Here is a 26,142-nt window from a genome sequence, read left to right as displayed (position 1 = left end):
ATCGGTTTCACGGGGCCCCACACAGGGAGTTCCCGGAGCTAGGAGCCGTGGCCATGAGCGCAGATCCGATCGCCGAGCAGCCGACCGCCGAGCCCGGGGACGCGATCACGGACGCGGAACTGACCCGTGGGATCGTCGACGGGGACGAGGCCTCCCTGGCCACCGCCTACCGGCGCTGGGCACCCCTCGTCCAGGCCCTCGCCCGGCGTTCGCTGGGCGACCCGCGCGAGGCCGAGGACGTCACCCAGCAGGTGTTCCTCGCCGTGTGGCGGGGCGCCGGCGGGTATCGGCCCGAGCGCGGCCCGGTGGCGGCGTGGCTCGTGGGGATCACCCGGCGCAAGATCGCCGACGCGCTGTCCGCGCGGACCCGGCGCACCGAACTGGTGGGGGCGGCCGGCGCCCTGCTGGCCCTCGCCGACGACTCCCGGAGCCGGCCCGAGGCCTCGCTCGACCGTGTCGTCGTCCGGCACGAGCTGGCCAAGCTCCCGACGCCGCAGCGCCGGGTCCTGCACCTCGCGTTCTACGAGGACCTCACCCAGACTCAGATCGCCCGGCGCACCGGCTGGCCGCTGGGCACCGTCAAGAGCCACTCCCGACGCGGCATGCACCAGCTCCGCGACTGCCTCCGCCCGGTGGCCGGGGTCTGACTCCCGGTGCCCGTGGTCTGACTCACGGTGGCCGCGGCCCGAGCACGGACGGTCGGCCGCCCCCTCCGATCCGTCGCCCTTTCCGCTCCGTCGTCGTTTTCCGGCCCGCGGGCCAATCCGCCGACCCACCGGCTTCGGATCACATCCGAAATGTTCGAAGCGTCTTGGAGGACCACACTGTGAAGGAAGCCGTGGAGATCGGGCGCAACCCGTCCGCGGGGCCGGACCTGCCGGATCTCATGGCCCGGGTCGCCCGAGGTGACCAGGATGCGTTCGCCTCGCTCTACGACGTGGTGGCGGGCCCCGTCCTCGGCATCGTGCGCCGGGTCCTGCGTGACCGGGCGCAGTCGGAGGAGGTCGCCCAGGAGGTGCTGGTGGAGGTGTGGCGGACCGCCGCCCGCTACCGCCCCGAGAAGGGCTCGGTGATGAACTGGGTCCTGACCCTCACCCATCAGCGGGCCGTGGACCGGGTGCGCTCGGTCGAGGCCTCGACGGCGCGGGAGCACAAGGCCGCCCTCCTCGACCGGACGCCCGAGTTCGACGAGGTGACCGAGCAGGTCGAGGCGCGGCTGGAACGTGAGCAGGTACGGCGCTGCATGCGCACGCTGACCGAACTCCAGCGTCAGTCGGTGACGCTGGCCTACTACCGCGGGCTGACCTACCGGGAGGTGGCGGAGCTGCTGGCGACTCCCCTCGGCACGGTCAAGACCCGGCTGCGCGACGGGCTGATCCGACTGCGTGACTGTCTGGGGGTGACGGCGTGAGCACGGCTGACCTGCACACACTGACCGGCGCGTACGCTCTGCACGCGCTGGCCGACGACGAACGCGAGCGTTTCGAGCGGCACGCCGCGGACTGCGCCGACTGCGCGCAGGAGGTCCGTGAGCTGACCGCCACGGCCGCGCGTCTGGGCCTGGCCGTCACCGATTCGCCGGGTCCGGCCCTCAAGGACCAGGTCATGCGGCGGATCACCACGGTCCGCCAGGAGCCGCCGCGCACCCTCCCCGCTCCGCGGGCCGCCGGCATCCGTCGGTTCCGGCCCGGGCACTGGGCACTGGCCGCGGCACTGGCCGCGGTGGCGGCGCTGGGCGGTACGGCGGCCTGGCAGCACGAGCGCGCGCAGGACGCCCAGGAGCAGGCCCGTCAGGCCGAACGGCGGGCGGACCAGGTGGCCGCGGTGCTCACGGCCCCCGACGCGTCGTCCCGTACGGCGAAGCTGGCGGACGGGGCGAGCGGCACGGTCGTCGTGTCCCGGAGCCGGGACCGGGCCGTGTTCATCTCCTCGAAGATGGCGAAGCCGCCCGGCGGCAAGGTCTACCAGCTCTGGTTCGACGACGCGGGCACCATGCGGTCCGCCGGGCTGATGGACCCGGGCCGCACCAGCGAGGCCGTTCTGATGAACGGCTCCGTCGACGGCGCGTCCGGCATGGGGATCACCGTGGAACCGGCCGGCGGCTCGGCCAGGCCGACGTCCGCGCCGGTGGCCCTGCTGGGGCTGCCCGTCTGAGTGTTCGTCCCCTCGGTTCGGGGGAGGGGACGAACACCCGGCACCTGACCGGCCCGGCGGCACCTCGGCCGCCGGACCGGTCAGTGGCGGTTGCGTGGCGGCAGCGGGAAGAAGCCGCTGGTGCGCGCCGCGTACTCGGCGAATCCCGGGCGGCGCGCCATGTGGCGCTCCAGCATCGGTTTCCCGCTGCCGTTGATCAGCAGGTAGCTCATCACCAGTGGTGACACGAGGGCCACGGCGGCCGACTGCGGGCTGTCGCAGGCCAGCAGGAACAGGCCCCACCAGACGCAGAAGTCACCGAAGTAGTTGGGGTGGCGGGTCCAGCTCCACAGGCCGCGGTCCATGAGGCGGCCGCGGTTCGCCGGGTCGGCCTTGAAACGGGCGAGCTGGGCGTCGCCGACCGACTCGAAGAACAGACCGACGGCCCACAGCGCGGTGCCGGCCCAGGCGAAGCCCGTCAGCGGCCCCGGGATGTACTGCGCGGCCTGGACGGGCAGTGACACCAGCCAGACCAGCGCGCCCTGCAGGAGGTACACCATCCGCAGGGCGTAGAGGTCACGGCTGCCGGGCGCCTTGGCGAGCATGGCTTCGTAGCGTGGATCCTCGCCGTGTCCCCGTCCGCGCCGCGCGATGTGAACGGCCAGCCGCAGTCCCCACACCGAGGTGAGGACGGTGACGAGTACACGGCGGGCCTCGTCACCCTCACCGGCGGACGCCAGGAAGGTGACGAGGGCCACCGCGGTGAAGCCGATCCCCCAGGCCACGTCCACGATCCGGTGCAGGCCCCGGCGGACGCCGACGGCGAAGGTGACCAGCATGACGGCGAGGGCCGCGCCGGCCGCCAAAGCGAGGTTCTGGGCGAACGCCGCCCAGGGGAAACCCGTCATGGCCCGGTGTCCTCCTTCGCGTCCCGGGCGCCCGCGGCCTGCGGCGTGCCCTTCGTGAACAGGTACTGCTGGACGTCCAGATAGCCGGAGCGGAACCCTGCTTCGGAGTAGGCGAGATAGAAGGTCCACATCCGGCGGAAGGTCTCGTCGAACCCGAGCGCGGCGACCTCGTCGGCCCGCTCGGTGAACCGCTCGCGCCACAGCCGCAGGGTCTCGGCGTAGTGCGCGCCGAAGGCGTCCCTGCGCGTGGTGCGCAGGGAGGTGTGGGCGCGGGTCACCTCGTCCACCGCCTCCACGGAGGGCAGCAGCCCGCCGGGGAAGACGTACTTCTGGATCCAGGTGAAGGTGTCGCGGGAGGCGAGCAGGCGGTCGTGCGGCATGGTGATCGCCTGGAGCGCGACGCGGCCGCCGGGGGCGAGCCGTTCGTCGAGGGTGGCGAAGTAGACCGGCCAGAACTCCTCGCCGACCGCCTCGACCATCTCGACGCTGACCACGGCGTCGTACGTGCCGGTGGCCTCGCGGTAGTCGCACAGCTCGATGCTCACTCGGTCCTCGGCTCCCGCCTCGCGCACCCGTTCACGGGCCAGGGCCTGTTGTTCGCGGGAGAGGGTGAGGGAGGTGACGTGGGCACCGCGCGCGGCGGCACGGATCGCCAGCTCGCCCCAGCCGGTGCCGATCTCCAGGAGCCTGGTGCCGGGTCCCGCCTCGACGAGGTCGAGGAGCCGGTCGATCTTGCGGTGCTGGGCGTCGGCCAGCAGGGACCAGGAGGCGGGGAAGCCGCGGAAGAGGGCCGAGGAGTAGCTGAGGGTGTCGTCCAGGAACAGCGCGAACAGGTCGTTGGACAGGTCGTAGTGGCGGCTGATGTTGTCGCGGGCGCCCGTGGGGGTGTTGCGCTGGACGTCCGGCCGGCGCAGCGCCCAGAGGCCGCGCAGTCGCTGGAGCGGGGCGGGGATCAGCCGGGCCGCGTTCCCGGCGAGGACGGTGAGCGCGGCGACCAGGTCGGGCGCGTCCCACTCCCCCGCCATGTAGGACTCGCCGAAGCCGACGAGGCCGTGGGTGCCGATGCGGGCGTGGAAGGCGTCGGGGTCGTGGATCTCGACGACCGGGCCGCCGAGGCCGGCCCGGGTTCCGTCGGCGAACCGCGCCTGGAGCGGCAGTCGTTCGAGGGCACGGCGCACCACGGCGCGGGTGACGGCCGTGCGGGCCCGCGACGACGGCGGCCGGGTCACCACGTCCGTCCAGCGCAGCGGGTCGGTGTCCTGTCGGGGCGTCTCGACGGGGCAGGACTCGGCTGTCCTCATTTCACGTTCTCCTGGGCTCGTTGCGGGGTGCGGGGCTGGACGGGCAGTCCGCGCAGATACAGGCGGATGCCGTGCAGGCGGATGGCGGCGGACACGGCGAGGGTGGACCAGGGGTGGCGCAGTGCCTGGCGCAGCAGCGCGCCGGCACTCGCGGTCTGCCGTGTCCCGCGTACGGTGGCGGTGAAGGGCCGGGTGCCCACGCGTTCCAGATGGACGGTCAGGTCGAGCCTGTCGCCGGGCTCGGGCAGCCGCATCCGGTAGGCGCCGTCGACGGGGAAGAACGGCGAGACGTAGAACTCCTTGCGGGTCCGGGCCGTATCGCCGTCGTCGGGGCGCAGCAGGTAGGAGTGGCGTTCGCCGTAGGTGTTGTGGACCTCGGCGACGACGCAGCGGGCGGTGCCGTCGGGGTCGTGGCACCAGTACAGGGTCAGCGGGTTGAAGACATGGCCGAGGACGCGTGCGTGGGTGAGCATGAGCACGGGTCCGCCGCGCAGGTCGACGCCGTGCGCGGCGAGGAACCGGTCGAGGCCCGCGCGGATGCTGGGCTGGTCGCCGTCGAAGTGGTCCCGGGGGTCGAAGCGGGCCAACGGGCGCAGCGGGTAGGGCAGTTCGGGTGGCCGGTCGGGGTCGGTGAGCCACATGTACGTGCGGTGGCGGAGCGTGTACCGGGTGGGTGCGGTCCGTACGTGCGCGACCGTGCAGGGGTAGAGGGCGGGGGTGTGGGTCACCAGGTCACCCCCAGCGCCTCGGCCGCCTCGACGCCGGACCGGCAGCCGTCCTCGTGGAAGCCCCAGCCGTGGTAGGCGCCGGCGTACGCGGTCACCGGGCTGTTGAGGGACGGGAGTCGGCGCTGGGCGGCGACGGACTCGGGTGTGTAGACGGGGTGTTCGTACTCCATGCGGGCCAGGACCCGGGCCGGGTCGACCCGGTCCTCGCCGCCGAGGGTGACGACGAACGTCTCGGGCGCGTCCAGCCGTTGCAGCCGGTTCATGTCGTAGCTGACCCGGACCCGGTCCGCGTCGGTGTCGCAGTCGGGCATCAGGTAGTTCCAGGAGGCCCGTGCCCCGCGGGCGCTGGGCAGGAGCGCGGTGTCGGTGTGCAGGAGAGTGGTGTTGCGGGAGTAGCGGAACGCCCCGAGCACCTCGCGCTCCAGCGGGGTGGGGTCGGCGAGCAGCCGCAGCGCCTGGTCCGGATGCACGGCGATCACGACGGATCCGTACGAGGTGGTGGTGCCGTCCTCGGTGGTGATGTCCACTCCGTCGGCGTGGCGGCGTACGGCCCGGACGGGGGTGGAGGTGTGCACCGCGTCGAGTTCCTTGGCCAGCCGGTCGACGTAGGAGCGCGACCCTCCGGTGACCGTGCGCCACAGGGGCGAGCCGCCCACCGAGAGCATGCCGTGGTGGTCCATGAACCGGAACAGATAGACGGCGGGGTACTGGCGGGCCGTGGCGGCGTCGCAGGACCACACGGCGGAGACGAGCGGGGTCATGAAGTGCCGGGTGAAGTACGGGGAGAAGCCCTGCCGGGTGATGAACTCGCCCAGGGTGAGGGTGTCTTCGCCGCCCTGGGCCAGCAGGCGGCGGGCGGCCCGGTGGAAGGCCGGCACTTCGGTGAGCATTCGCAGGTAGGGGCCGTGCAGCGCGCTGCGCGGCCGGGCGAGGAGTCCCGCGGGGCCGCGGGCGCCGGCGTACTGGAGGCCGCATCCCTCGCACCGGACCGACATGCTCATCTCGGACTCCTGGGTGGCGACGCCGAGTTCGGCGAACAGCCGCAGGAGATGGGGGTAGGTACGGTGGTTGTGCACGATGAAGCCCGAGTCGACGCGGTGCAGGCGTCCGTCGGACGAGGTCAGGTCGTGGGTGTGGGCGTGCCCGCCGAGGCGGTCGTCCGCTTCGTAGAGGGCGACGGGCCGCTCGCGGCCGATCACGTAGGCGGCGGTGAGCCCGGCCACTCCCCCGCCGATCACCGCCGTACGCCTGAGTGCTCTCAGCCGTTCCTCGCCGGGGTGCCCGGCGCCGCCGTCCCGTGCGTCCTCGGACCCATGCCTCGCCCTCATCGGTTTCCTCCCGCCCGGCTCCTGATCGGCCGATCGGAGCTCTCGGAGGTATTCCGGAGCAGGGGGCCGAACGGATTGGCCGGGGGGCGATCTTCTTCGGCACCGGCCGGGGGAACGACGGGAGCGTCCGGTGCCGGGTCACCGCGGCGTGCGAGGAGTCCCCGCCGCGGCGCCCTTCGTCACCTGGAGTGACGGTCAGTTGACGTGCCGTTCGTGTCCTTCCCAGTACGGTTCGCGCAGCTTGTACTTCTGGAGCTTGCCGGTGGCGGTCCGGGCCAGGGCGTCCCGGAACTCGACCGAGGTCGGCGCCTTGTACCCGGCGAGGCGCTCCTTGCAGTACCGGATCAGCTCGTCCTCCGTGGCCTCGGTGTCCGGGGCGAGGACCACCAGGGCCTTGACGGTCTCGCCCCACTTCTCGTGCGGCACGCCGATGACCGCGACCTCGGCGACCGACGGATGGCTGAAGAGGGTGTCCTCCACCTCGATCGAGGACACGTTCTCACCGCCCGTGATGATCACGTCCTTCTTGCGGTCACTGATCGTCAGATAGCCGTCCTCGCCGATGGTTCCGCCGTCGCCGGTGTGGAACCAGCCGTCGGCGAGGGCCCGTTCGGTCTCCGCGGGCTGCTCCCAGTAGCCCGCCAGCACGACGTTGGAGCGCGCGAGGATCTCGCCGTCGGCGGCGGTGCGCAGGCTCACGCCGAGCGCGGGGGCGCCCGCGCGGACCAGTTTCTCGGCGCGGGCCTGCGGGTCGAGGTCGTCCCATTCGGCGCGGGTGCGGTTGACGGTGAGCAGGGGTGAGGTCTCGGTGAGGCCGTAGATCTGGATGAACTCCCAGCCCAGCGAGGACTCGACGCGGGCGACGGTCCTGGTGGGCGGCGGCGCGCCGGCGACGATGATACGGACCCGGTCGCGGCCGGGGATCTCGCCCTCCCAGGACTCGGCGGCGGCCAGCACGGCGTTGACGACGGCCGGGGCGGCGCACATCACCGTCACGCCGTGCTCGGCGACCCGGCGCAGGATCTCCGCGCCGTCGACCTTGCGCAGCGCGATCTGCCGGACGCCGAGGCCCGCCATCGCGAAGGGCATCCCCCAGCCGTTCGCGTGGAACATGGGCAGGGTGTGCAGATACACGTCGCGGTCGGTGATGCCCGCGTGCAGGGCGAAGGTGGTGGCGTTGACCCAGATGTTGCGGTGGGTGATCTGCACACCCTTGGGCCGGGCCGTCGTGCCGCTGGTGTAGTTGATCGTCGCGGTGGCGTTCTCGTCCGCCTCCCAGGGGCGGGGGTCGGTGCCGAAACGGTACAGCTCCGTGTCCGCGGCGGCGCCGAGCGTGAAGCGGTGCTTGCAGGCGACCCCGGCGAAGCGGTCGGCCAGTTCGGGGTCGACGAGCAGGACGCTCGCGCCGGAGTGCTCGACGATGTAGCCGACCTCGTCGGCCGTCAGACGGAAGTTGACCGGTACGAGGACGCGGCCGTGGCCGCTGACGCCGAAGAAGGACGTGAGCAGCCGGGCGCTGTTGGGCGAGACGACCGCCACGCGCGCGCCGTGCGGGACGCCCAGCGCGTCGAGCCCGGCGGCCTGGGCCGCGGCCAGCTCGCCGACGCGCCGGTAGGTCAGCCCCTCCCAGGACTCGGCGGGCTGGTCGGGTTCGTCGACGACGCCGAGTCTGTCGCCGTACACGGTCACGGCGCGGTCCAGGAAATCAAGTGCTCCGAAGGGGACGATCATCACGGCCTCCCGAAGATCGGACGATGCCCCCTTTCTATCCTGCCCCGGCCCCGGCGCATCCGGTGAAACCCCTACGGATACGCACGGTGATGTCCGGATCCTTGTGCGTGTCCTGGCATCCTTGGCCTCCGCGTGCCCGGCACGTCACGATCGTCGGATGGACAGCCGACCCACGTTCGACTTTCCCCGCCCCCTGCGCATCGGCGGGCTGGGGCTGCATCTGCGCGAGTGGTCCGACGACGACGCGGCGGACCTCGTCGCGCTCTACGACGATCCCGAGATCGACCGGTGGACGCCGGTCGCCTCCCCCTTCGACACCGAGGCGGCGCTCGCCTACCTCGCGGCGGCCGAGCAGAAGGCGGCCGAGAGGCGGGGGATGCAGCTCGCCATCACGACGGACGGTCGGCGGCCCCGGGGCGAGATCCTGCTGTTCCCCGGTACGGCCGACGACCGCGACGTCGAGCTGGCCTACGGCGTGGGCGCCGCCCACCGGGGCAGAGGGCTCGCGACCCGCGCGGTCCGGCTCGTCGTGGACTTCGCCCACCGGCGCGTCGGCGGCCGGCGCGTCGTGCTGTGCATCGAAGGCGGGAACACCGCGAGCCAGGCGGTCGCCGAGGCGACGGGTTTCGTCCTCACCGCCGACCCGCCCCTGGTCCGTACGACGAAGGGGCGGAACGTCGTCCTGTGGACCTGGAGCCACGTCGAGGACAGCGGCCCGCACCTCGGATGAGGCGGCTCCAGGGGGTCCCGGGCACCGCGACTGCCCCGGGACCGCACGGCGCGGGCGTCCGGCGACCGCGGATGCCGGACGCCCCGTCGCGCCGAGTGTCAGGCCCCCGCCGGCTCCGCCTCCGCGGCCGGTGCCGTCAGGTACTCCTCGGTGACCTCCTTCGGGCCGAACGGCCACACCTTCTCCAGCCGGGCCCAGACGACGAACGCGACCAGGCCGAGGGCGAGCCAGGCGAGCGACCACTCGATGGGATGGCGGCCCGGGGAGTTCTTGTCCGCGTATCCGTAGATGGTGAGCCACCCGACGAGGGCGAGGAGGCTCGGCAGCGGATAGAGCCACATCCGGTACGGGCGGCGCAGCCCCGGCTGCCTCTTGCGCAGCACCGACAGGGCGACGATCTGGGCCAGCGCCTGGACGATCACCATGACCGTGGTCAGGAGCTGGATGAGGGTCGCGAGGTCGGTGTGGCGGCCGATCAGGAAACCGATCGCGGTGATGACGCCCATGGTGGCCAGACCCAGCATCGGGAAGCGGTGCCTGGGGTGCAACTTGGCGTAGGGGCGGAAGAACACCCGCTCGCGGGCGGCGTCGTAGGGCACCCGCGAGCCGCCGAGCAGCCCGGTGAAGACCGAGGCGAACGCCGTGATCAGGATGAGGACGGTGACGGTGTCGGCGGCGCCCTTGCCCCAGGTCTCCTCCATGACCGCCGAGGCCACCGAGGTGGAGGCGATGTCGCCGGGGTCCGTCATCCGCTGCCAGTCGATGACACCGAGCGTGCCGATCTGGAGCAGCAGGTAGATCGCCATGATGCCGAGGATCGAGTAGATGATCGAGCGGGGCAGGGTGCGGCCGGGCTCCTTGATCTCGGCGCCCATGTACGCCGTGGTGTTGTAGCCGAGGTAGTCGTAGATGCCGATGGTCAGGCCCGCCGCGAAGCCGACCCAGAAGTGGCTCGTGGACAGCGCGAACGCGTGCGCCGGGTAGGTGAAGGCGCGCGCGGCGCTGAAGTCGGTGGCGGCGGCGACGATCACGAGGAGGACCGAGGTGATCATCACGCCCCACATGACGGCGGTGATCCGCGCGATGTGCTCGATCCCGCGCCACAGCAGGACGACGACGAGGGCGACCATGCCCAGTCCGACGAGATCGCCGGTGGTCCGGCTCATGTCGGGCGCCAGATAGCCGAGGTACTGGACGAAGCCGACCACGCCGGTGGACATGATCAGCGGGATGAAGAGCATCGCCGTCCACACGAACAGGAAGGGCATCAGGCGTCCGGTGCGGTACTGGAAGGCCTGGCGCAGGTAGACGTAACTGCCGCCGGAACCGGGCATGGCGGCGCCGAGTTCGGCCCACACGAGCCCGTCGGCGAGCGCCAGCAGGGCGCCCGCGACGAATCCGATGACGGCCTGCGGACCGCCGAACGCGGCGACCATCAGCGGGATCGTCACGAACGGCCCGATGCCGCACATCTGGCTCATGTTGATGGCGGTGGCCTGGAACATGCCGACGCGGCGTACGAAACCGCCGGGGGATGGCGGGGTACCGGACACGGATCCTCCTCAGGACGGGACGCGGGGAGAGGGCTACGGGGGGAGGTGCGGGGAGGGAGGCGCGGAGAGGCGTGCGGGTGACGGTCGGCCTGGAGGCGGCCGACGGGATCGGGGGCGACGGGTGGGCGAACGGCGCCGGACTCCCCTCGGCTCGCCCGGCGGGGCCGACTGGGCGATAAAGTTAAGGAGCCTTACTAAGCGCGTCAAGGGGGCGTGGCCCATGAGTGAGAATGGTGCGATGCCCGCCAGCGACGCCGCAGAGCACCCCGAACAGCCCTGGAACCGCCGCAGGCTGCGCAGTACGAACGAGCGGCTGCTCCTCGACCGGCTGCGCTCCGGCGGTGCCGCCTCGCGCGCCCAGCTCGCCCGCGAGACGGGGCTGTCCAAGCCGACGGTCTCCAGCGCGCTCGCGGCGCTGGAGGAGGCGGGACTCGTCCGCGAGGCCGGCACGCTGGCGCCCGAGCGCGGCCGGATCGCCGTCCTGTACGCCCCCGATCCCGCCGCCGGGTACGCGCTCGGCATCGACATCGGCCGGAGCTGGCTGCGCGTGGCGGTCGCCGATCTCGACGGCGCGGTGGTCGCGCGCGCCGACGTGCGCAACCGCGCCCGCAGTTCGGGAGCCATGGCCGACCTCGTGGTGTCGACGGCCCGTCAGGTCGTGGCCAACTCCGGTGTCGGCGCGCACGAGGTGGCGCACGCGGTGGTGGGCACCCCGGGCGTGTACGACGAGAAGCAGCGCCGGGTGCGGTACGCGATGCATCTGCCCGGGTGGGGCCGGGCGGGTCTGTTCGACCGGATGCGCGAGGAGCTGGGCATCCCGCTGGAGGTGCACAACGACGCCAACCTCGCGGCGCTCGGCGAGTACACCTACGGGGTCGGCGCCGGCAGCCGGCTGTTCGCGTACATCATGATCGGCACCGGGCTCGGCATGGGCGTCGTCAGCGAGGGGCGGCTGTTCACGGGGGCGCACGGCGGGGCCGGCGAGATCGGCTTCTTGCCCTGGCCGGGCCGGCACAAGCCCGAGACCCTGGAGGACGCGGTGTCCGGCGAGGCGGTCGTGGAGGCCGCGCGGCACTTCGGCATGACCGGACAGCTCACCGCCAAGGCCGTCTTCGACGCGGCGCGCGAGGGGCACGGCCCTGCGGTCGAGGCGGTCCGGCTGGAGGGCGAGCGGATCGCGCACACGGTGGCCGCCGCGACGGCGGTGCTCGATCCCGACCTGGTCGTCCTGGGCGGCGGGGTCGGCCACAGCGTCGACCTGCTGCTGCGGCCCGTCCGCGAGACGCTCCGGACGCTCACACCGCTGCGCCCGAGGATCGCGCCCGGCCGTCTGGGCGAGGACGCGGTCCTGCTCGGCGCGGTGGCCACGGCTCTGGGGACGGCACGCGATGTGGTGTTCGAGCGCAGGTCGGCCTCCTGAACCGGGAGGGCGTCCGCCGCACCTCGTCGGCCGGGCCGTGCGTCGCGGGGCCGGTGCGGGTCGGCGAGGCCCGCGCGGACGGTGACGGCGGCGCGAAGGCCGACGACGGCGCGACGGGTGACGACGACGCGACGGGTGACGACGGCGCGAAGGCTGCCACTCGTGCGGCCGGTGACGCCCACGCAGTCGGTGACACCCGTGCAGTTCGTGACGCCCGTGCGGACACCGGGCCGGTCGCGCCGGTCCGGCCGGTGATTGACACGGATTGCTCACCGGCCTAGCTTGTGGACCCAGTTAGTAAAGTTTCCTAACTTGCAGTGCCGAAGCGCGGATGCTCCCCCCACCCCCCAAGGAGATCACCGTGTTCCACCGCCCTGCCTCCCGGCCGCGCCTCGCCACGGCCGCCGTCGCCCTGGGCCTGTTGTGCACCCTCTCCCGGAGCGCGTCGGCCGACGGCCCCGGCGCCGCGACGGCCGCCACGCCCCGCCTCCCGGTCACGGCGGTGGCCTCCGCGCCGGGCAGCGCCACGGCGCTGGCGGGATACGCGATCCGGTCCGGCGCCGAGGTCCGGGATCCGGCGTCGGCCGTCTCCCGTCCCGGCTACCGGGCGAGCGGCTGGTACCCGGCGGGCCCGCGTTCCACGGTCCTCGCGGCGCTGCTCGCGAACGGAAGGTACGCGGACCCGTTCTACTCGACGAACCTGCGGAACATCCCGAAGTCCGACTTCACCGTTCCCTGGTGGTACCGCTCGGACTTCACCGTCAGCGACACGTCCCGGCGCACCCAGCTCGACTTCAGCGGGGTGGTCTCGGCGGCGGACGTCTACGTCAACGGCCACCGGGTGGCCGACGCCGACCGGGTCAAGGGTGCCTACACGCACCACGAACTGGACATCACCTCCCTGGTCCGCCGCGGCACCAACACCGTCGCCTTCTACATCCGGCCCAACGACCCCGACAAGAACCTGACGATGGGCTGGATCGACTGGCTCCAGCCGCCGCCGGACCAGAACATGGGGATCGTCCGGGACGTCCTCGTCCGCCGCGGCGGCCCGGTCGCGCTGCGCGACGCGCATGTACTGACCCGCCTCGACGTCCCCTCGCTCCGGACCGCCGATCTCACGGTCAGGGCGCGGGCCCGCAACGAGACCGGCTCGGCCGTGACCGCCACGGTGTCCGGCCGCGTCGGCTCCGTGTCCTTCTCGAAGACGGTCCCGCTCGCGCCGCACCAGACCCGGGCCGTCACCTTCTCACCGTCCGAGGTCCCCGGACTGCGCCTGAGGTCACCGAAGGTGTGGTGGCCCGCGGGCATGGGCGGCCAGCCGCTGTACGGGCTCGATCTGACCGCCTCCGTCGCGGGCACCGTCTCGGACACCGCCCACGAGACCTTCGGCGTCCGCGACGTGAAGGCGCCCCTGAACACCGACGGCGCCCGGCAGTACCGCGTCAACGGCCGGAGGCTGCTCATCAAGGGCGGCGGCTGGTCGCCGGACGAGTTCCTGCGCTGGGACCGCGGATACGTCGAGGACCGGCTGAGGTACGTGCTCGACCTGGGCCTCAACACCGTACGCCTGGAAGGGCACATCGAGCCCGACGAGTTCTTCGATCTCGCCGACCGCTACGGCATCCTCACCCTGCCGGGCTGGGAGTGCTGCGACAAGTGGGAGGGGCAGGTCAACGGCGACGAGCGGGGCGACAGGTGGACCGACGCCGACTACCCCGTCGCCCGGGCGTCGATGGCCGCCGAGGCCGCCCGGCTGCGCGACCACCCGAGCGTCGTCTCCTTCCTCATCGGCAGCGACTTCGCGCCGGACGCCAGGATCGAGAAGACCTACCTCGACGCGCTGAAGGCGGCCGACTGGCCGACCCCGGTGGTCGCCGCCGCGTCCGACAACTCCTCCCCCGTGTCCGGCCGTTCGGGTATGAAGATGACCGGGCCCTACGACTGGGTCCCGCCGGGCTACTGGTACGCCAAGCGCGAGGGCGGCGCCACCGGATTCAACTCCGAGACCGGGGCCGGCCCCGACATCCCCACCCTCGACACCCTGCGCCGCATGATGTCGCCCGCCGAACTGGACACCCTCTGGAAGGACCCGGACGCCAGGCAGTACCACCGCTCGCCGTCCCCGGTGTTCGGCACGCTCAAGATCTACGACGCCGCCCTGGCCGGCCGCTACGGCGCCCCGACCGGACTCACCGACTATGTGCGCAAGGCGCAGCTCGCCCAGTACGAGGCCGTACGGGCGCAGTTCGAGGCCTACGGACGCAACGCGACCGACGCGACGAAGCCCTCGACCGGGGTCGTGCACTGGATGCTCAACAGTGGATGGACCTCGCTGCACTGGCAGTTGATGGACCGTTATCTCGACCAGGGCGGAGCCTACTTCGGCGCGAAGAAGGCCGACGAGGCCCTGCACGTGCAGTACTCGTACGACGACCGGTCCGTCGTCGTCGTGAACAACCGGCACAGGCCGGTGTCCGGTCTCAGCGCGCGCGTCACGCTCTTCGACCCGGACGGCACACAGCGGTACGACCGCACGGCGAGCGGTCTCACCGTGCACGGTGACGGGGCGCACGTCAGGGCCCTGACGGTTCCTCCCTCGGTGAGGGGTCTCGCGACGACCTATCTGGCGCGCCTGGTCCTGCGCGACGCCGGGGGCCGGGAGATCGGCCGGAACGTGTACTGGCTGTCGACGCGGCCGGACACGCTCGACTGGGCGAACACCGACTGGTACCACACCCCGACGACGGGCTACGCGGACCTGAGGGGGCTCAACTCGATGGCGCGGGTACCGGTCTCGGCGACGGCCGCGACCTCGGCCGCCGCGAACGGCATCTCCACGACGACGGTCACGCTGCGGAACACCGGGGCCGGAAAGACCCCGTCGCTGCTGACCGACGCACACCTGGTGGACTCCACCGGCAAGCCGGTCCTGCCCGTTCGATGGTCCGACAACCAGGTCAGCCTGTGGCCCGGAGAGTCCACGACACTCACCGCCACGTACCGGACGGCCGATCTGCACGGCTCGGCACCCCGCGTGCGGGTCACGGGGTGGAACGCGTCGGAGACCACCGTTCCGGCGGCCGGTACTGGAGCGAGTCGACACGGAGAGTAGGAGCAGAGTGGAGCGTTTCGCACCTTGTGCCCGATTCAGGCATATGCCAACAGCATGTCGCTGACGCGTAGGTCACTGAGGGTGACATAGCGTGTCGGGCGTCGCGCCGGACGGGACCGGCGCGCGTCGGACCCATCGACCACCCGCGAGGAGCGAGCGTGAGACTTCGTTTTGGCATGCCCCGGGGAAAGGTGCTCGCGGTCACCGCACTGACCGCGATCCTCACATCGACCGTCCAGGCGTCGGTCCCCGCCGCCGCCGACGGAAGCCGGGCACAGTCGGAGCATTGGGGCGTGATCACACGAAATACCATCGGCTCCCCCGTCGCCGCCCTGCGGACGGGGCCCTACGGATCGTTCGGCGTGACGGGCTCCTCCGCCAGGCCGCCCTACGGGAAGGGCAGCCTCGGAATCGAGGTGGCGGACAGCTCCACCTCGCTGACCCCTCCTGCCGAGAAGGTGGACTTCGGCAACGAGGTCGACTTCTTCGGCGATCCGGTACTGGGCCTGAACAAAGTCGGGTTCCACGTCTTCCAGACCGGCGAGAACGTCGACTACGGCGGCACGAAGAACATGCCGAACATCAGGTTCGAGATCAATCCGAACGTGAGCGCGCACCCGACCGACACCTACTCCACGCTCGTGTGGGTACCGGACGCCGCCCCGGTGACGAACCGCTGGAGTGGCTACATCGACGCCACCACGACCGGCTACTGGTTCCTCACGGGCGGCGAGACCGCCTGCGACCAGGCCGCGCAATGCACCTTCACGCAGCTCAAGGCCTCCCTGAACGACGGCGGCGCGGTGCCGACCATCTACTCAGCCGCCGTGGGCAAGGGCCGCGACCACATGTGGATCGGTGCCGTCGACGGGCTGCGGATCAATCAGTACGTCTACGACTTCGAGGCCGACGGCGTCAAGGTGCGCCGCGTCGCCTGACCCGGCGGGCACCCGAACGCTGACGCACGAGGGGCGGACCCGGTCCTGGGCCCGCCCCTCGTCTTGACGGAGGTTCAGCTCACGTTGAGCGCGGTGTCGTCGAGGACGAACGACGTCTGGAGGGTGGAGCCCTCGACGCCGCTGAACTTGATCGTGACCGTCTGCCCGGCGTAGGTGGAGCCCAGGCTGAACGTGCGCTGCGTGTACCCGGACGCGGCGTTCAGGTTCGAGTACGTGGCCAGGGTCGACAGCACGGTGCCGCTGCTGTTCACGACCTGGGCCTTGAGGGTGTCGTACGCCGTGGTGGTGGTCGTCTCGGCCGTGTCCACGTGCAGATAGAAGCTCAGGGTGGCCGTGCAGCCCGAGGGGATGGTCACGGACTGGGACAGCGTGTCGGTGTTGGCCGAGCCGTAGCCGTTGAGCCACGCCTTGTACGAGCCGGTGCGGGCCGCCTCGCCGGAGCTGTTGGTGATGACGCCGCTGGTGGCGGTCCAGGAGGTGGCGCCGGACTCGAAGCCGGGGTTGGCGAGCAGTTGGGCGGCCGTGCAGGTGCCGCCACCGCCGCCGCCACCGCCGCTGGTCGTGCCGGCCAGCCAGTCGGTGGCGTTCAGGGCGAGGGCCGCGTTGGTGGCGCCGCTGTCGTTCCACCCGTCGTACAGCGTGTTGCCGGACTGGCCGGTGCCGTCGTCGATGGGGGAACTGTCGCCCCAGAAGGCGACCTTGCCGCTGCCGAAGGTGCTGGTCGCGAAGAACGCGCCGGTGTTCCCGGAGTAACCGGTGCGGTAGACCAGGCCCTTGACGGCCGAGTTGTCCGCCGGCTTGAGCGTGGCCGTGGTCCCGTCCGCGATCAGGCTCTTGGTGACGGTGCCGAACGAGCCGTGCAGGACCGCGTTGGTGCTGTCACTGATGGCGGTCGGGTAGTCGGAGCCGACGTCCAGCGTGTCGATCGAGAAGCCGAACGGGTCGGTGCTGTCGACGCTGTTGTTGGTCATCAGGTCGTTGAAGATCTCGACCGCGTCGTAGCCGTCGCTGTTGCGGTCGGCACCGGTGTGGTCGGAGATCATGAAGAGGCCGCCGCCGTTCTTGACGAACGTCATGATCGCGGTCTTCTCGGCCGTGGTGAACAGCGTGTTGGGCTCGGGCAGGACCAGCTCGTCGAAGTTCGACAGGTCGGTCGCGGCCGTGCCGCCGTAGGTGAGGCTGGAGCCCGAAGGCAGCGTCTTGAGGCTGTAGTTACCGGTCTTCTGCAGCGCCACGCCCCAGGAGGACAGGGCACCGGTCCAGGACGTCTCCGAGGTGGGGCTGGAGTTCTGGCCGAGCGGGTCGGGCTGGCTGGTGGAGATGATCCAGTCGGCGTTGCCCGCGGTCTCGGCGTGGCCGTTGTCGAACAGGACGCGGTGGGGGGTGGCCGCGTGGGCGGGAACAGCGGTGGCCGCCTGGAGCGCGGCACCCGTGACGAGCAGTCCGAACAGGCCCAGGGCGGTGGTGAGTCTGTGGCGGGACTTCCTGAATCCGAGCATCCGACGAACCTCCGTGATGAGGGGGGAGAGGCGGTGCGGGCGCCAAGTCTGCGCGCGTAGAACGGAAGTTGACTGTCTCCCGTTCAACAGACTATTGAACGGTACATGTCCAAACGCGAGTTGCCCAGGGGGCGGGCGGGGTGCGCCGCGGGCCCTCCGGCGGCCTCTCCACGGGCGCGGGCCCGGCCGCGGACTGGCCGGGCCGGATGCGGGCAGAACATAACTGCGGGGGACCGACCAGGAGGGGCTCAGATGGAGATCTCTGGCGTCATCAGTGCCGTCGTCATCGGCATCGTCATCGGTGTACTGGGCCGGCTCGTCGTGCCCGGCCGCCAGCGCATCGGCATCCTGTGGACCATCGTGGTCGGCATCGTGGCCGCGTTCATCGGGTCGGGGATCGCCGCCGCGTTCGACGTCGCCGACACCAAGGGCGTCGACTGGATCGAGTGGCTCATCCAGATAGGCCTCGCCGCGATCGGTGTCGCGGCCCTGGACCGGTCGAGGGCGCGCCGCTGAGCGAACGGCTCGCGGGGACGCGGGGCGGGCGGGGCGGGGTGCCGGCCAGCCGCGGGCCGGGCGTCGCGGCGCCCTGCCTCCCCCTGGGCGCCTCTCGGGGAATTGCGTTGCGGGGCGGACGCGCGCGCGGCTACCGTCTGCGGGCTTCGCCTGCCCGCGCCCGCCCGCGCCCCCACGCCACGGAGACACCTTGCCGCCACGCATCACACCGTTGACCGATCCGGACGCCTCCCCGTCGGGCCGCCGTCTGGCCTGGCTCGCCTCGGACACCGAAGGGGTCCCGGTGGGCTCGGCGTTCCTCGGGCTGTCCGGCGGCAAGGGCCGGGACCATCGCGCCGAGCTGGAGATCGCGGTGCACCCCGCGGAGCGCCGCACCGGAGTGGGCGGCGCCCTGCTGACCGCCGCTCTAGCGGCCGCGCGGGAGGACGGACGCCGGTCGCTGGTCGCCCGGGTCACGGCCGGTTCGCCCGGCGAACCCTTTCTCGCGGCCCACGGGTTCCGCCCGGTGCTGGCCCTGACGTTCGCCCGCCTCGCGCTGCCGGACCTCGACCTCGCGGCGGTGACGGAGATCGCCGAACGCCCGCACCCCGGCTACGCGTTGACGAGCTGGGAAGGCGTCGTGCCGGCCGAGCTGGCGCACACCTTCGCCGACTCCCGGCGGGCCATGGACGACATGCCGATGGAGGACAGCGACCACGGCTTCGACGTCTGGGACGTGGAACGGGTCGTGGCCGTCGCCGAGGCCGTTCTCGCACGGGGCGAGGCCCTGCACACGGTGGCCGTGGTGGACCGCTCGGACGGCTCCGTCGCCGGTTTCTCCGAACTCGTCGTCCCGGGCGACGGACGCGGCGACGCCCAGCACTACGGCACGGGAGTCCTGCCGGAGCACCGCGGCCACGGCCTCGGGCTGTGGATGAAGGCGGAGTCGATCCGCGCGGCCCGGCTGCGGTACCCGGAACTCTCCGGCCTGCTCACGGACACCGCCGACAGCAACGCGTACATGATCGGCATCAACGACGCGCTGGGCTATCGGCCCACCCACCGGGAACTGGAGTACCGGCTGGACCTCTGAGGAGCCGGGACCGGGCCCGCGTCAGCCCGCGTACACGTACGGGGTGGTCGTGGTCAGCGGCTGGAAGCCCAGGCGGGTGAGGATCGGACGGCTCCGGCTGGAGGCGTCGACCTGGACGTAGCGGTAGCCGCGCTCGGCGGCGACACGGGCGCGGTGGGAGACGAGGGCGCGGTAGATGCCCCGGCCCCGCCAGGCCTCGACGGTGCCACCGCCCCACAGCCCGGCGAACCGGGCCCCCGGCACGAGTTCCATGCGGGCCGCGCTCACCGGGACGTCGCCGACGAGCGCCACGACGGCGACGACCGTGTTCGCGTCACCGGTGAGCTGGGCGAGCAGTTGGTGGCGCAGCAGGGTGGCGTCGCCGCCGAAGGCCTGTTCGTGCACGTCGGCGACGAGGGCCACACCCGCGCGGTCGGTGACCGGCAACAGCCGTACGCCCTCGGGTGGTTGCACGTCGAGGGCCAGATCGCTCAGCTCGGCGACCATCAGCGTCTCCTCGGGCTGGGCGGTGAAACCCGCCGCCCGCAGCCGCTGCCCCAGGTCCAGCGGCCGGTCGTGCCCGTAGACCTTCCACTCGAAGCCGCCCCCGAGGCCGGAGAAGAAGCGCACCTGTTCGGCGATGGCCGCGTCGGCGCTCGCCGCGTCGAGGTCGGACCAGACCACCCCGTTCCAGCCCTTGTCCGCGCCGAACTGGCGCACCACCTTGCCGGCGCGCTCGACCCGGGCGCCCGGCGCGTCGGGCCGCGCGCCTTCCCGCATGTCCCGGTCGAACAGCGCCAGTACCGCCGCGTGATCCATGGGGTCACTCCAGCATCCCGGGACGAACGGGGCAACGGGAATAAGTGTCCAAAGGCCACCGGACGGGCCCCGTTCGGCCCTCTCCCCCGGCCGGTCGGAACCCGGGACGGTCCGGAACCCGGCACGGTCCGGAGCCGGGCACGGTCGGCTCACGCTGCCGGGACGCGAGGGCGTCCGGGCGGGCCCTTCCTCAGGCCCGCCCGGACGCCGGCCGCGTGCCGCTCCGGTCAGCCGGTGACGGTCAGTTCCTGCGGGCGGACGGTGTCCGGTGATGCCGTCCGGACGCGGCTCAGACCGGTGAGGCTGACGAACACCAGGGAGAAGACGCCCGCGAGGGCGAAGGCGGTGAAGCCCGCGGTGGTCGAGCCGGTGGCGAGGAGCTGACCGCCCAGCCAGGGGCCGAAGACGGCGCCGAAGCGGCCCATGCCCGAGGTCCAGCCGACGGCCGTGGCACGGTTGTCGTCCTCGGAGCGGTGGGCCACCGTCGCGTAGATCATCGCCTGGGCGCTGAAGAGGAACAGGCCGGTCAGGAAGACGACGGTGTACGTGAGGGGCAGCGGCATCTTGACGCTGAGGGAGTAGATGCCGACGGCGGTGGCGCCGAACCAGATCGCCGAGATGACCGAGCCGCCGAACCGGTCGGTCAGGCGGCCGCCGATCAGCATGCCGACGATGCCGCCGAGGTTGATGACGATGACGAAGCCGATGGAGGAGCCGAGGTTGTAGCCGTTGGCCTTCATCAGCGAGGGCAGCCACTGCGAGACGCCGTAGACGAGGAGGAGTCCACCGAAGGAGGCGATCCAGAAGAGCAGCGTCTGGAGCCACCGGCCGCCGCGGAAGAGGGCGGCGACGGCGCCGAAGCGGTCGGCGACGGCCTGGCGCTCCTCGGCACGGGCCGCGAGGTCGACACCGTAGCGGTCGGCGAGCGCCCGGGCCTCGTCGGTGCGGCCCTTGGCCTGGAGGAAGGCCATCGACTCGGGCAGGTACGCGGCCGCCAGCGGAACGCCGATGAACAGCGGTATCACGCAGATCCAGAAGGAGATCCGCCAGTCGCCCGTCCCGAGCGCCACGAATCCGGCGACGATGCCGCCCGCCTGGTGAGCGGTCATCAGCGAGCCCACGATCAGGGCGCGGCGGCCGCGGGGCGCGTACTCGGTGACCATGGTGATCGCGCTCGGCAGCAGGCCGCCCAGACCGAGGCCGGCCAGGAAGCGGCCGAGGCTGAACACGCCCAGGCTCCCGGCGGAGGCGCACACCGCGGAGGCCAGCGAGAACACGGCGGTCGAGGCGATGATCGTCTTCTTGCGGCCGACCCAGTCGCTGACGGTGCCCGAGCACAGGGCGCCGATCAGCATGCCGAAGGTGGCCCAGGAGCCGACGTCGCCGGCCTTGCCGGGGTCGATGCCGAGCGCCTTCGTCTCCAGCATGTGCGGCAGCACGGACCCGTAGATGAACATGTCGAGGCCGTCGAAGAGGACGACCAGCCAGCAGAGGCCGACGACCAGCGCGGCCAGTCTGCTGCCGCCGCGAGCGGGCAGGGCGAGGGAGGAGGACATCGTTGTTTCCTCTCGTCCAGGAGGTGGGGGCCCTGGAAGGGGGTCGTGGGTGCGGGCCGACGCGGCTCGTGCGGCCGACCCGGTGATGCGACAGACGCTAAGGAGTGAACTCCGAGAGTGTCAACGCTTTTGTCAACAATCCAGGAAACGATCCGGCCACCTCGGGTGACCTTCGTCCGAGCGGCTGACGGGCAGGTGAAAGCACGCACGGGCGGCACACGATCGATGCCGCCCGCACGCAGGTACCGGCTGGAATGCTTCGCTCGGCCGTTCGATCCCGGCAGGTCGTCCCGGAGACGGTCAGCCGACGGGCGGTGTGCCGTGGGTGTGGAAGGACTCGATGGTCTTCAGACCCCAGGCCTGGCCCTTCTTCCGCTCGTCCTCGGTCCAGGTGATCAGCGGCCAGTCGGGCGCGAGGACGAGGCGGGTGAGCGGGTTGCACAACTCGACACGGTTGCCGCCGGGTTCGTAGACGTACAGGAAGAACGTCTGCTGGATGGCGTGCTTGTGCGGGCCCGTCTCGATGAACACACCGGTGTCGATGGCGAGATCGGCGGCGCGCAGGATGTCCTCGCGGGTGTCCGTGGCGAACGCGATGTGGTGCAGGCGCCCGCTCGACCCCGTCCAGTCCTCCGTGTAGACGACGTCGTACGACTTGTTGCTGAAGGTCAGCCACTGGGCGGCGATCCGCCCGCTGTCGAGCCGGATCTGCTCGGTGGGCCGGGCTCCGAGGACGTCGCGGACGAAGTCCCCGTTCGCGGCGACGTCGGAGGCGAGGTAGTTCACGTGGTCCAGGCGCCGTACGCCGACCCCGTGGCCGGGTTTGGCCTGCGGCTGGTTCTTCAGTCCCGGCCTCAGGTGCTCCGGCGCCCGGTACCACTCGCTCTCCCAGTACAGGGCGAGTTCGTGGCCGTCGGGATCGGTGGTGACGTAGAGCGGGCCGATCCCGGGTTCGTCGTTCACCCAGCGGCCCTCGCGGCCGGCACTCTCGCTCTCCTTGACCCGGCGCTGGAGGGCCTCCTCGCTGGAAGCGCGCAGGGCGGTGCGGCGGATGCCCGAGGTCGTGTGGGCGGTGAGGGTCAGACTGTGGTGTTCGTAGTCGCCCCAGGTCCGCAGGTGGACGGAGTCTCCGGAGCTGCCGTTCTCGGTCAGGCCGAGGTACTCCGTGAAGAAGCGGACGCTGGCGTCCAGGTCGGGGGTGAGCAGTTCGACGTGCCCGAGGTGGGCGATGTCGCCGAGCGGCGGGGCCATGGGGGCTCCTCAGGGTTGATGTGCGGCTCCGGCCGGCCGGGGGAAGACCGTGCCGTCGAAGATCTTGCGGGCGGTGCGGACGACGGCGGTGCGCCGGGCCACGGGCGGGCCGCCGCCGGGGCCGTGGTCGACCCCGGCCTCGATGTCGAGGAATCCGGTGGGATGTTCGATACGCAGCCGGTCGCCCCGGTCGGGCAGGCGCGCCACGGCGTGTCCGACGCCGCCCTCCACGCGCAGCCCGGCGGCGACGCTCGCCGCGCCGAGGACGCCGATGGAGGTGTGGCAGCGCACCGGGATGAACGTGCGGGTCGTGACGGCTCCCCCCGCGCGGGGCGGCGCGAGCAGGGTCAGCTTGGGCACGGTGGCGTTCGCGACGTCACCGAGCCCCATCGCTTTGCCCGCCTCCAGCCGGATCTCGCGGAGCCGGCCGGCCAGGACCCGGTCCCCCTCCAGGTCCTCGGGCGTCTCGTACCCGGTGACGCCCAGCGAGGACGCGGCGATCAGCACGGTCGGCATGCCGTTGTCGACACACGTCACGGGAGTGTCGGCGAGGAGGTCCCGGGCATGGCCGGTGGGCAGCAACGGGGCGCTCCCCCGCGGGAATTCGATCACCACGGGCGCCGCGGTCCCCGGCACGCCGGAGATCTCGGCGTCGCCGTCGTAGACCACGCGGCCGTCCTCGGTGGGGAAGGTCGCGACCGCGAGATCCCCAGAGTTGACCATGCGGATCCGTACCGACGTACGCCCCTCCCCCGGCTCGACCAGTCCGCGTTCGACGGCGAACGGGCCGATCCCGGCGAGGATGTTGCCGCAGTTCTGACGGTCCGACACCTCCGTCCTGTCCACGGCGACTTGGAGGAACAGATAGTCGATGTCCGCGGCCGGGTCGGCGGAGACCGAGACCACCGCCACCTTGCTGGTCAGCGGGTGGGCGCCGCCCAGGCCGTCGATCTGGCGCGGGTCGGGGCTGCCCATCACGCGCAGCAGCAGGCCGTCGCGTTCGGCGGGGTTCGCGGGCAGGTCCCCGGCGAGGAAGTAGGCACCCTTGGACGTGCCCCCGCGCAGAAGCATGCAGCGCACCTCCTCCGGGCCCCTCACGGCACGGCCCCGTCCGGGAAGCGGGGCCCGCTCACGGCGCGGCTCCGTCCCGTACGTGGTCTTCGTACGACGTGTAGGTCACGCCGAGGCGTACGAGCGTCTCGCGCAACCCGTAGCGGTCCAGGCCGAGTTCGCCGTCGAGGAAGGCGGCGCGGGCCAGCGCCTCCTTGCGCTCACGGGCCGCGGAGGCCTCGGCGACCGCACGGGCTTCCTCGCGCGGCACGCACACCACGCCGTCGTCGTCGGCGAGGATCACGTCGCCGGGCCGGACGATCTGGCCGCCGATGGCCACCGGCACGTTCACGGAGCCGCCGGTCGCCTTCACGGTTCCCTGCGGGCTGACGGCGGCGGACCAGGCGGCGAAGCCCATCTCGCGCAGTTCGGCGGTGTCCCGGATGCCGGCGTTGATGACCAGACCGCGCACCCCGCGCCGGTGGAGGGCGGTGGCGAACAGTTCGCCGAACATGCCGTCGGTGGAGGGGGAGGTGGTGGTGACGACCAGGATGTCGCCCTCGCCGCACTGCTCGACGGCGGCGTGGATCATGAGGTTGTCGCCGGGCCAGGACAGCACGGTGACCGCGGTGCCCGCGGCGCGGACGCCCTGCTGGATCGGGCGCAGCCCGGTGCCGAGGAGTCCGGCGCGGCCCATCGCCTCGTGCACGGTGGCGGTGCCGTACCCGGCGATCGCCTCGACGTCCTTCGCGTCCGCCCGCGGCGGGCCGGTGACGATCACGCCGCTCATGCCAGTTCCTTCGCGATCTGCGGGTAGGGACGCATGAACGCCTCGGCCATGGTCTTGTGGGCCAGGCCCAGGTTGGGGCCGGCGTTGCGCTTGAGCTGGACCCCGCGGCGTACGGCGAGGTCGGTGTAGTAGTCCCACAGGTGCTGCTGGGCGCCGAGGCATTCCATCGCCTTGCGCTTGGTCCCCCACACCTCGGTGATGTCGAGGAGGACTTCGGGCCGGAAGCCGCTCATCTCGGGCTGGTGGGGCTCGAAGTAGAAGACGGGCGGGGCGCCGATGATCTCCCCCTCGCCGGGGTAGCCGATGGCCTGGGCGAGAACGCGGGCCTCCAGCGCCATGCGGTGGGCGGCGGGGTGGTCGCCGTTGTACGGGTCCTCGGCCGGGTGGGTGAGCACGACGTCGGGCTGGGTCTCGCGGTAGACCGTCACCAGCCGGTCGGTGAGCTCGGCCGTGACGGTGAGCGGGTAGTCGCCGGCGTCGAAGAAGCGGACCGCGGCGCCGAGCGTGGCGGCCGCCTTCTCCGCCTCCTCTCGGCGTATCGCCTTGATCTCGTCGAGCTTCTTGCCCTCGCGCCAGGCCTTCGCGGACTCACCGCGCTCGCCGAACGTCAGACACGCGATGGTGACCTTCTCCCCGCGGGACGCGGCCAGGGCGATGGCGCCCCCCGCCCGCCACACGAAGTCCCCGGCGTGCGCGGTGACGACCAGCGTCGATCGTGATGGGCGCTCCCCGTCACCGGGCGGGGCCGACGGGTCGGGGGCGGCGGGCGCGTAGCCGTGCGTCATTGAGCAATCTCCTTGGTGGACAGGTGGGCGCCCGCCTCGGCTGTCCGTCGCACCGCGCGTCGCCGCGCGGTGCGTCAGTCGCGCAGCGCTTCGATCACGCTGCCGAGGTGAGCGCGGACGGCCGCTTCGGCCGCCTGCGGGTCCCGGGCCGCGATCGCCTCGATCATGGCCAGGTGTTCACTCAGGGACTGCTGGGCCCGGCCCGGGCGCAGCGCCAACTGGAAGCGGTGGCGCACCAGTTGGGCGTTGAGTCGTTCCAGGAGTTCGACGGCCGTCCGCTGGCCGGAGAACTCCCTGATCCGGGCGTGCACTTCGTGGTTGAGCTCGGAATAGGTGACCGGTTCCCCGTCGCCGACCGCCTTGACCATCGCGGCGCCCAGATCGGCCAGCTCGGCGAGCTGGTCGTCGGTCGCCAGGACGGCCGCCTTGGCGGCGCAGAGCCCTTCGAGGGCCATACGGCACTCGGTGATGGCGACCGCTTCCTCCACGGTCACCACCCGGACGCGCGATCCGCGGTTGCGGATCCGTTCGACCAGTCCCTCCGATTCCAGCTCGATCAGCGCCGCGCGTGCGCTGGCCCGGGTGACACCGAACTGCTCGGCGAGTTCGTTCTCCACCAGCCGCTGGGCCGGTGCCATCTCTCCGCGCAGAATCGCCTGCCGCAGCTCCGCCAACGCGTGCTGTTTGGCCTGCTCGCCGGTGCCTGGACGGGCTTCCTTCTGCATTGCGCCCTCCCTGAGTGAGTGCCTGTCGAACGTAAATCTAGACCAACAAGATTGTCAACAATTTTGTTCGGCATGTTGCCGACCGTGTCACGGCGGAACCCGCGGGTCCGCCGACAGCGGAGCGGGGGGGGGGGGGGGGGGGGGGGGGGGGGGGGGGGGGGGGGGGGGGGGGTGGGGGGGTGTGGGAGGAGGTA

The 26,142-nt window shown here is 72.0% G+C and carries 23 protein-coding genes; 9 read left to right on the top strand and 14 right to left on the bottom strand.

The features are described from left to right. The first annotated feature begins 53 nt into the window (after positions 1-53). From ACZ4TO_RS18410 to ACZ4TO_RS18400, 3 genes are all read left to right on the top strand, one after another. Positions 54-647, top strand: a complete 594-nt coding sequence (locus ACZ4TO_RS18410) for a sigma-70 family RNA polymerase sigma factor (RefSeq protein WP_468024732.1) — start codon at positions 54-56, stop codon at positions 645-647. Positions 648-826: 179 nt separating this feature from the next. After that, positions 827-1,411 carry a sigma-70 family RNA polymerase sigma factor gene (locus ACZ4TO_RS18405; protein WP_355775278.1) on the top strand — a complete coding sequence of 195 codons (585 nt, stop codon included), beginning with the start codon at positions 827-829 and terminating at the stop codon, positions 1,409-1,411. Next, on the top strand, positions 1,408-2,154 hold the full coding sequence (locus ACZ4TO_RS18400) for an anti-sigma factor (RefSeq protein WP_468024731.1): 747 nt from the start codon (positions 1,408-1,410) through the stop codon (positions 2,152-2,154). The genes ACZ4TO_RS18405 and ACZ4TO_RS18400 overlap by 4 nt, the downstream gene beginning before the upstream one ends. Positions 2,155-2,234: 80 nt before the next feature. On the opposite strand, the gene ACZ4TO_RS18395 is transcribed toward ACZ4TO_RS18400, so the two are convergent. The 5 genes from ACZ4TO_RS18395 to ACZ4TO_RS18375 all read right to left on the bottom strand — a co-directional run bounded on the left by ACZ4TO_RS18395 (position 2,235) and on the right by ACZ4TO_RS18375 (position 8,129). Next, complete coding sequence (locus ACZ4TO_RS18395; RefSeq protein ID WP_451075787.1) at positions 2,235-3,041, bottom strand: DUF1295 domain-containing protein; 807 nt, start codon at positions 3,039-3,041, stop codon at positions 2,235-2,237. Further along, complete coding sequence (locus ACZ4TO_RS18390; protein WP_468024730.1) at positions 3,038-4,342, bottom strand: class I SAM-dependent methyltransferase; 1,305 nt, start codon at positions 4,340-4,342, stop codon at positions 3,038-3,040. The genes ACZ4TO_RS18395 and ACZ4TO_RS18390 overlap by 4 nt, the downstream gene beginning before the upstream one ends. Then, positions 4,339-5,070, bottom strand: coding sequence for a DUF1365 domain-containing protein (locus ACZ4TO_RS18385; RefSeq protein ID WP_468024729.1), 732 nt, complete (start codon positions 5,068-5,070; stop codon positions 4,339-4,341). The genes ACZ4TO_RS18390 and ACZ4TO_RS18385 overlap by 4 nt, the downstream gene beginning before the upstream one ends. After that, positions 5,067-6,398 (bottom strand): NAD(P)/FAD-dependent oxidoreductase, encoded by a 1,332-nt coding sequence (locus tag ACZ4TO_RS18380; protein ID WP_468024728.1) that lies wholly within the window; start codon positions 6,396-6,398, stop codon positions 5,067-5,069. Before ACZ4TO_RS18380 ends, ACZ4TO_RS18385 begins: the two co-directional genes overlap by 4 nt. 195 nt (positions 6,399-6,593) lie before the next feature. Continuing rightward, on the bottom strand, positions 6,594-8,129 hold the full coding sequence (locus ACZ4TO_RS18375) for an AMP-binding protein (RefSeq protein WP_382794808.1): 1,536 nt from the start codon (positions 8,127-8,129) through the stop codon (positions 6,594-6,596). A 157-nt stretch (positions 8,130-8,286) separates the two neighbouring features. On the opposite strand from ACZ4TO_RS18375, the gene ACZ4TO_RS18370 reads away from it, so the two are divergent. Further along, positions 8,287-8,859: a GNAT family N-acetyltransferase gene (locus tag ACZ4TO_RS18370; RefSeq protein WP_382794804.1), complete on the top strand. Its 573-nt coding sequence runs from the start codon at positions 8,287-8,289 to the stop codon at positions 8,857-8,859. A gap of 98 nt (positions 8,860-8,957) precedes the next feature. On the opposite strand, the gene ACZ4TO_RS18365 is transcribed toward ACZ4TO_RS18370, so the two are convergent. Next, the gene (locus ACZ4TO_RS18365; protein WP_468024727.1) at positions 8,958-10,412 is read right to left on the bottom strand and encodes an APC family permease; all 1,455 of its coding nucleotides are present in this window, start codon (positions 10,410-10,412) and stop codon (positions 8,958-8,960) included. A 220-nt stretch (positions 10,413-10,632) separates the two neighbouring features. Between ACZ4TO_RS18365 and ACZ4TO_RS18360 the strand changes: the two genes are divergently transcribed. The 3 genes from ACZ4TO_RS18360 (at position 10,633) to ACZ4TO_RS18350 (ending at position 15,885) form a co-directional block, all read left to right on the top strand. Continuing rightward, positions 10,633-11,832: an ROK family transcriptional regulator gene (locus ACZ4TO_RS18360; RefSeq protein ID WP_382794799.1), complete on the top strand. Its 1,200-nt coding sequence runs from the start codon at positions 10,633-10,635 to the stop codon at positions 11,830-11,832. A gap of 361 nt (positions 11,833-12,193) precedes the next feature. Next, positions 12,194-14,947, top strand: coding sequence for a glycoside hydrolase family 2 protein (locus ACZ4TO_RS18355; RefSeq protein WP_468024726.1), 2,754 nt, complete (start codon positions 12,194-12,196; stop codon positions 14,945-14,947). Positions 14,948-15,105: 158 nt separating this feature from the next. Then, the gene (locus ACZ4TO_RS18350) at positions 15,106-15,885 is read left to right on the top strand and encodes a hypothetical protein (RefSeq protein WP_385045179.1); all 780 of its coding nucleotides are present in this window, start codon (positions 15,106-15,108) and stop codon (positions 15,883-15,885) included. A gap of 74 nt (positions 15,886-15,959) precedes the next feature. On the opposite strand, the gene ACZ4TO_RS18345 is transcribed toward ACZ4TO_RS18350, so the two are convergent. Then, positions 15,960-17,405: a hydrolase gene (locus ACZ4TO_RS18345; protein WP_468024725.1), complete on the bottom strand. Its 1,446-nt coding sequence runs from the start codon at positions 17,403-17,405 to the stop codon at positions 15,960-15,962. Positions 17,406-17,657: 252 nt separating this feature from the next. On the opposite strand from ACZ4TO_RS18345, the gene ACZ4TO_RS18340 reads away from it, so the two are divergent. Further along, positions 17,658-17,921, top strand: a complete 264-nt coding sequence (locus ACZ4TO_RS18340; protein ID WP_382794790.1) for a GlsB/YeaQ/YmgE family stress response membrane protein — start codon at positions 17,658-17,660, stop codon at positions 17,919-17,921. A gap of 190 nt (positions 17,922-18,111) precedes the next feature. After that, positions 18,112-18,993, top strand: coding sequence for a GNAT family N-acetyltransferase (locus ACZ4TO_RS18335; protein ID WP_468024724.1), 882 nt, complete (start codon positions 18,112-18,114; stop codon positions 18,991-18,993). Between the two features lie 21 nt (positions 18,994-19,014). Here ACZ4TO_RS18335 and ACZ4TO_RS18330 read toward each other — a convergent pair whose 3' ends face one another. The 7 genes from ACZ4TO_RS18330 to ACZ4TO_RS18300 form a co-directional block, all read right to left on the bottom strand. Further along, a complete protein-coding gene (locus ACZ4TO_RS18330) occupies positions 19,015-19,791 on the bottom strand; it encodes a GNAT family N-acetyltransferase (protein ID WP_385045175.1) in 777 nt (258 codons plus the stop codon). Positions 19,792-20,018: 227 nt separating this feature from the next. After that, positions 20,019-21,347, bottom strand: a complete 1,329-nt coding sequence (locus ACZ4TO_RS18325) for an MFS transporter (RefSeq protein WP_385045172.1) — start codon at positions 21,345-21,347, stop codon at positions 20,019-20,021. Between the two features lie 300 nt (positions 21,348-21,647). Further along, positions 21,648-22,598, bottom strand: a complete 951-nt coding sequence (locus ACZ4TO_RS18320; RefSeq protein ID WP_468024723.1) for a catechol 2,3-dioxygenase — start codon at positions 22,596-22,598, stop codon at positions 21,648-21,650. Positions 22,599-22,607: 9 nt separating this feature from the next. Continuing rightward, positions 22,608-23,669 (bottom strand): 4-oxalomesaconate tautomerase, encoded by a 1,062-nt coding sequence (locus tag ACZ4TO_RS18315; protein WP_468024722.1) that lies wholly within the window; start codon positions 23,667-23,669, stop codon positions 22,608-22,610. Positions 23,670-23,727: 58 nt separating this feature from the next. Then, positions 23,728-24,438, bottom strand: coding sequence for a 4-carboxy-4-hydroxy-2-oxoadipate aldolase/oxaloacetate decarboxylase (locus ACZ4TO_RS18310; protein WP_468024721.1), 711 nt, complete (start codon positions 24,436-24,438; stop codon positions 23,728-23,730). Then, complete coding sequence (locus ACZ4TO_RS18305) at positions 24,435-25,223, bottom strand: PIG-L deacetylase family protein (RefSeq protein WP_468024720.1); 789 nt, start codon at positions 25,221-25,223, stop codon at positions 24,435-24,437. The genes ACZ4TO_RS18310 and ACZ4TO_RS18305 overlap by 4 nt, the downstream gene beginning before the upstream one ends. 74 nt (positions 25,224-25,297) lie before the next feature. Next, entirely contained in the window at positions 25,298-25,948 is a 651-nt protein-coding gene (locus ACZ4TO_RS18300; RefSeq protein ID WP_382794766.1) for a GntR family transcriptional regulator, read from the bottom strand. Between the last annotated feature and the right edge of the window lie 194 nt (positions 25,949-26,142).

This window comes from Streptomyces sp. NPDC028298, from assembly GCF_055565895.1.
Note: the sequence above shows the minus strand (reverse complement) of the source record. Positions and strands in the feature narration are given on the sequence as shown.